The sequence below is a fragment of the Mucilaginibacter sp. genome (genome assembly GCF_039935595.1).
GTDB lineage: Bacteria > Bacteroidota > Bacteroidia > Sphingobacteriales > Sphingobacteriaceae > Mucilaginibacter.
The window spans coordinates 1-6,122 of record NZ_JBDTJZ010000186.1 but is presented as its reverse complement, the minus strand read 5'-3'; the positions used below and the strand labels follow the sequence as shown (position 1 = coordinate 6,122).

The window sequence follows — 6,122 nt, the reverse complement described above, 5'->3', positions numbered from 1 at the left end:
AAACCGTATACCTGTTTTGCCGGTATCAAAATTGTATTCATGATAAGGAATATTTGGGCCTATAAAAAGCGGCCAGCCAAAAAAGCCTGCTTTGCGTGCCTGGTTAAATTCGTCATAACCACGTGGGCCGCGTGTTGCCAGGCTATCGTCGTTAGCATCAGGACCAACCTCTCCCCAATATAAAAATCCGCGTTTTTTATCAACTGAAATACGGTATGGGTTACGGTCGCCCATTACATAAATTTCGGGGCGTGTATGAGCCTGGCCCGGCTTAAATAAATTACCTTCTGGAATGGTATAACTACCATCCGGCTGTATATTTATCCGTAATATTTTTCCGCGCAGGTCATAAGTATTACCGGCTGATCGCCTGGAATCCCATTGTTTATAACCCGGCCTGTCATCTAGCGGGGCAAAAGCGTTAATATTAGGTCGTCCTTTGGGGTTAGGTTCATCAAAAGGTGTTGAATTATCGCCTGTAGAAAGGAATAAGGTGTGGTCTTTACCGAACGCTATTGAGCCACCGGTATGGCAGCATATCTGGCGTTGTGAGGCTACCTGCAACACAATTTTTTCTGATTTAAGATTAATAACATCATTCTCGAATTTAAAACGCGATAAGCGGTTAACCGACGTATCAGCAGGGCTGTAATAAACGTATATGTAATGGTTTTTTGCAAAATCAGGATCTTTTTGTATCCCCAGCACGCCTTCTTCGGCATTAACCCCTTTAACACTTGCTACAGCATACACGTTTAGCATAGCAGCACGCGTTAATTTGTGAGTACTGTTTTTATACAACAATATCTCGCCCCTGCGTTGCGCAATTATAATATCAAGATTAGGTAAAATGGTCATCTCAGTAGGCTCATAAAAAGCACCTGTAACCAAGGCTGTTTTTGTAAACCTGTTGGCGTCGGGCGCGTGTTGTGATTTAGCTTTTTTATAATCTAACTTTACATTATTGCCTATGGCATATTTTATACCACCTAATAAATGCTGTAAAAACAGGTCTTCACTATATGATTCATCTGTATGACCCAGGCCGGTGTACCAGACTCTGCCACCATCAAAATCATGATACCAGGCAATGGGGTGATTAGCACCGTTTTTGCCACCCGTATAGCTTTTTTCATCCAAATTCAATAATACATGAATATCCGGATTTATCATTTTATAGTTATACCATTCATCTTTGCGCGACCAGTGTTCGGGCAGCATTTTGGTTGATATATCATTTTTATCCACCACATCTATAGTAGCCTGTTGCTGCCGTGGGTGACTATCAAAATAAGCGCCTACCAACCGGCCATACCAGCGCCAGTCGTACCCGGCATCGGCAGCAGCATGTATACCTACAAAACCGCCCCCCGCTTGTATAAACCTTTCCAGGTCAACCTCCTGGTAAGGGCTTAACATATTTCCGGTGGTACTTAAAAAAACCACAGCCGCATATTTTTTAAGGTTACTTTCAACTATCCTGGTCGAATCTGAAGTGGTATCAACTGCAAAACCATTAGCATTGCCCAGTTTAATAATAGCATCTTTCCCTACTGCTATTGAGGCATGATGATAACCTGCCGTTTTGGTATACACCAGTACCCTGGTTTGTGCCAGGCTTATTGTAAAACCGGCAATTACTGCAATTAAAGTTAACAGCGCACGCGCTGTTGAATTGTTAGACGTTATTTTCATCGATTATTAGGTATAAAGGGTTATGGAAGGCTAATTTAGCTAAATAAAGTTTATTAAAAAGTATCTGCGTTATTTTATTATACCATATTTTAATAAAAATAAAAGGTGTTCTGTTTAGCGAGAGAAGAACCACCCCAAACACTAAAATTCTGTTAATTACGCGGGTGAAACTGGCTGATAGTGCCTTTTAAGTACTCCCTATCCAAATGGGTATAAATTTCGGTAGTGGTAATGCTTTCGTGGCCCAGCATTTCTTGTACGGCGCGCAAATCGGCCCCACCTTCAACCAAATGGGTAGCAAACGAATGGCGAAAGGTATGCGGACTAATTGTTTTTTTTATCCCGGTTATTTGCGCCAACTGTTTGATCACCATAAAAATATACATACGGCTAAGCCTGCTGCCCCGGCGATTTAAAAAAACCATATCCTCCTCACCTTTTTTTATGGGGACATGCACACGCACCTGCTCTATCCATATTTTAATAGCTTTAATGGCTGCGCCCCCAATAGGTATTAAACGTTCCTTACTGCCCTTGCCGGTAACTTTTATAAATTCAATATCCAGATAAAGGTTTGATAGTTTAAGCTCGGTTAGTTCAGATACCCGTAATCCACAGCCATACAAAACCTCCAATATAGCCTTATTACGTGCTCCTTCGGGTTTTGACAGATCGATCGCCTCAATCATTTTATTAATATCCTCATAACTCAATGTATCAGGTAGCTTGCGTTGTATTTTGGGTGATTCTAATAACTCGGCCGGATTGGACACAATCATGTCCTCCATTAACAGGTATTTGTAAAAAGCCTTAATGCCCGATAAAATACGGGCCTGCGATGATGGTATCATACCCAATTCAACCACCCAATTTATAAATTGACGAAGATGGGCGAGGGTAATATGTTCGGGGTTGATCTTTTCGGGCAGCGTATCGGTATATTCATACAAGCGCCCAATATCGCGGGTATAAGCCTCAATTGAATTTTTTGAAAGTGATCTTTCCAGTTTTAAATAGGCCTGAAAACCTTTTATTGCCGACTGCCAATTCAATGAGTTTTAGTTTTAAATGATTTATAGCTAAGTTTGAACTAATGAATATACAAATTATCAATGGCCCTAATTTAAACTTATTAGGCGTACGCGAGAAATCAATTTACGGTGATACCGGGTTTGAAACTTATTTAAAGGAATTACAAGCCCGATACCCCGATATTAATATAACCTACTACCAAAGTAATGTAGAAGGCGAACTTATTAATAAACTGCACGAAGTTGGTTTTAGTTATGACGGTATTGTAATGAACGCCGGGGCTTATACCCATACCTCGGTTGCTATTGCCGATGCTATTGCCGGCATTAATACACCGGTTGTTGAGGTACATATATCCAATGTTTACAAGCGTGAAGAATTCAGGCACCAATCTATGCTGGCCCGCAATTGCAAAGGGGTGATCGCAGGGTTTGGGTTAGATTCATATAGGTTGGCTGTGGAAAGTTTATTGGCGAAATAATAAGCCATGTCATTTCGAACGAGGCACGAGGAGAAATCTATACACGAGAAAATCAATGCATAGATTTCTCACTATGTTCGAAATGACAATTTATAACGTTTTTATTTATAAAACTTCCCCTTATCCAACTGCGAAAAGGTGTGTTTCTTTTTAACAAAGAAATCCCATACCAGGCAACCTCTATACATACCGTTTTGATTGTGTTTAGGATCAATATCACGATGGCCGGTTTTAAACATGTGGCGCACAAAATTTTGATGCGCCAGGCTAACCGCCCAGGCATCCTTACGTTTACCTTCGGTTAAAAACCTGAATATGGCCAGCAGATCCATAAAATAACGGGCAGTTATAACTACCAGTGCCCGCCAAAATGGTAGGTTTTTTTGCAGCAATAACAAGTTGTTCCTAAAGTTAAGGTATGTTTTAAAAGGGTTTTCGGTATTTAATGTGCCGCCGCCCAAGTGAAACACTTCTGATTGCGCGCAGTACATCACTTTATATCCTTTGTTTTTTAACCGCCAGCAAAGATCAATCTCTTCCATGTGCGCAAAAAAACGGTCGTCAAAGCCGTGTGCTTCGTCCCAGCATTTCTTTTTAATAAACATGGCCGCGCCCGATGCCCAAAAAACCTCGTCTGATTGTTCGTACTGGCCCCTATCCTCCTCTATCTGGTAAAATATGCGCCCGCGACAAAACGGATAGCCAAAACTATCAATAAACCCACCGGCTGCACCGGCATGTTCAAAATGGTCTTTTTGCTGGTATGATTTTATTTTGGGCGCGGCTACAGCTATAAGGGGGTCGCTTTCCATCAAATCAATAACAGGCTTTATCCAACCGGGGTAAACCTGTACATCCGAGTTTAATAGGATATAATAATCAGCATCTACCTGGGCCAATACTTTATTATATCCTCCCGTAAAACCGTAATTCTCGCCGTTAAGTATGATCCTGATACCGGGGTAGTTTTGGGAAATATATTCAACCGAAGCATCGGTAGAGCCATTATCGCCCACAATAACATCCAGGTTATCCCATTGTGATGACATTACCGAAGGCAAAAACTCCTGTAAATATTTAAGGCCGTTCCAGTTTAAAATAACAATTGCAACTTTAGGTAATTGTTCCATTAATGTATATCCTCCGGCTTAAACTTCCACCTGCGGTGCGACCATAGCCAATACTGAGGTTCCCGGTTAATCATGCTTTCTAAATATTTAACATGCGCGTTTGTAATTTCATGCGGCGCAGTTTCTTTGGCATTTTCAGTCAAAGGTACAATAGTATAAGTATAATATCCTCTTTTAACCCGGCGCATATCATAAAATATCACTACAGAGTCTATCATTTTGGCTATTTTTTCTATCCCTAAAAATACAGCCGTTGGCTGATTTAAAAAATCAGTAAAGTAATTAGTATCCTCGCGTACAGGGGTTTGGTCGCCGGCAAAAACGGTAACGGTTAATTCATTTTTGTGTTGAAGCATGGTGCGCAGCGTTTGCTTCATGCTTATAGGTACACCGCCAAACTTTGCCCGTACTTTTTTAAAAAACTCGTCAAATAGCTTGTTATTTAATGGTTTGTAAATAATAAACAAAGGGTTAGCTATGCTAAACTCGCTGCCTGCCCATTCCCAGTTACAGTAGTGACCCGCAACCGCGCTTATACTTTTCCCCCGGTCAAAATAATGTTGTATAATTTCAGGATTAGTTGGCACCACGCGGCGCTGCATTTCGGCTTTTGATATACTGATCATTTTTACGGTTTCAACTATCAGGTCGGCCAGGTACTTATAATATTCTTTTTCTATATGCTCACGTTCTTTTTGTGTTTTTTCAGGGAAGGCATTGCGCAGGTTTTCTTGTGTAACCTTACGGCGATAGCCTACCAGGTAATACAATACAACAAATAAAAAATCGGCAATAAGGTATAATATCCAAAAGGGTAATAACGAGATCAGGTATAAAAAGAATATCCCTAACCTAAAAAGCCCTTTTTTTATCATTATTTTCGACGAATTTTATCTGCAAACATAAAATATATGATCGAGAAAGGCGCTGTGTTCCCTATGTTTTATCTGCCACCGGTTGAATACTTTACAAAACTAAAGTATTATAAACCTGATATACTGATAGAAAAGGAAGAATTCTTCCCAAAACAAACCTACCGTAACCGGGCAAACATCTACTCGCCCGATGGCTTGTTAACCATAGTTGTTCCGGTTGTAAAAGGCTCAAAAGTGCATACCTTAAGTAAGGATGTGAAGATAAGTTATGATTTTAGGTGGCAGCGACTACATTGGATGAGTTTACAATCGTGCTATCGGCGTTCGGCATATTTTGAATATTACGAAGATGATTTTGTACGGTTTTATGAAAACAGATACACCTATTTATTTGATTATAATGAAGAACTTTTAAATCTGGCGCTCAAGCTTATTAAACTGCCGCTAAATATTATTTATACAAATTCTTACGAAAAAGAATACCCGGAACTTATTGACCTGCGTAATACCATGTCGGCAAAAAAAGAAACGGTTATGCAACAAAAACCTTATTTCCAGGTTTTTGAAGAACGTAAGGGCTTTTTGAAGAACTTGAGTATAGTTGACCTGCTTTTTAACCAGGGGCCCCAAACTATTAATTTTTTATAATGGAAAAGCGCATAAAACGAGTAAAATATAGACCCCGTCGAAGAGATGGCAATGTTGGCGATAGTCCGGGCCTGATAAATATCGCTGAAGACGCGATGGCGCCGCATATTAATATCTTTTCGTATAACGATAAAGAGCTGGTTACCGATACCGGAAAAAACATCAAAGTGGTGCTGGATCAGTTAAAAAAATGCAAGAACCATACGCACTGGATACAAATAAAAGGTTTGGGCGATGCAAAATTATTGGAAGATATAGGCG

General features: G+C 40.2%; 6 protein-coding genes and 1 pseudogene. 3 read left to right on the top strand and 4 right to left on the bottom strand.

Going from position 1 to position 6,122, the window contains the following annotated elements:
• Together ABI367_RS12870 and xerD are read right to left on the bottom strand one after the other, a co-directional pair.
• A partial coding sequence (locus ABI367_RS12870; protein WP_462227644.1) for a ThuA domain-containing protein occupies positions 1 to 1,695 on the bottom strand: 1,695 nt, incomplete at its 3' end.
• A 152-nt stretch (positions 1,696 to 1,847) separates the two neighbouring features.
• A complete protein-coding gene (gene xerD, locus ABI367_RS12865; protein ID WP_462227642.1) occupies positions 1,848 to 2,747 on the bottom strand; it encodes a site-specific tyrosine recombinase XerD in 900 nt (299 codons plus the stop codon).
• 41 nt (positions 2,748 to 2,788) lie between these two features.
• On the opposite strand from xerD, the gene aroQ reads away from it, so the two are divergent.
• Entirely contained in the window at positions 2,789 to 3,208 is a 420-nt protein-coding gene (aroQ, locus tag ABI367_RS12860) for a type II 3-dehydroquinate dehydratase (RefSeq protein WP_462227640.1), read from the top strand.
• A 101-nt stretch (positions 3,209 to 3,309) separates the two neighbouring features.
• Here aroQ and ABI367_RS12855 read toward each other — a convergent pair whose 3' ends face one another.
• Entirely contained in the window at positions 3,310 to 4,338 is a 1,029-nt protein-coding gene (locus ABI367_RS12855) for a glycosyltransferase family 2 protein (protein WP_462227639.1), read from the bottom strand.
• On the bottom strand, positions 4,338 to 5,213 hold the full coding sequence (locus ABI367_RS12850) for a lysophospholipid acyltransferase family protein (protein WP_462227637.1): 876 nt from the start codon (positions 5,211 to 5,213) through the stop codon (positions 4,338 to 4,340). Before ABI367_RS12850 ends, ABI367_RS12855 begins: the two co-directional genes overlap by 1 nt.
• 36 nt (positions 5,214 to 5,249) lie before the next feature.
• On the opposite strand from ABI367_RS12850, the gene ABI367_RS12845 reads away from it, so the two are divergent.
• Positions 5,250 to 5,861, top strand: coding sequence for a WbqC family protein (locus ABI367_RS12845; RefSeq protein ID WP_462227636.1), 612 nt, complete (start codon positions 5,250 to 5,252; stop codon positions 5,859 to 5,861).
• A pseudogene (locus ABI367_RS12840) lies at positions 5,861 to 6,122 on the top strand (magnesium/cobalt transporter CorA); the annotation flags it as partial. The gene ABI367_RS12845 and the pseudogene ABI367_RS12840, both read left to right, overlap by 1 nt.

Bases quoted from the DNA above. Each gene is read 5' to 3' on its own strand.
- aroQ (WP_462227640.1), top strand. From the start codon at position 2,789: ATGAATATACAAATTATCAATGGCCCTAATTTAAACTTATTAGGCGTA.
- ABI367_RS12855 (WP_462227639.1), bottom strand. From the start codon at position 4,338: ATGGAACAATTACCTAAAGTTGCAATTGTTATTTTAAACTGGAACGGC.
- ABI367_RS12850 (WP_462227637.1), bottom strand. From the start codon at position 5,213: ATGATAAAAAAAGGGCTTTTTAGGTTAGGGATATTCTTTTTATACCTG.
- ABI367_RS12845 (WP_462227636.1), top strand. From the start codon at position 5,250: ATGATCGAGAAAGGCGCTGTGTTCCCTATGTTTTATCTGCCACCGGTT.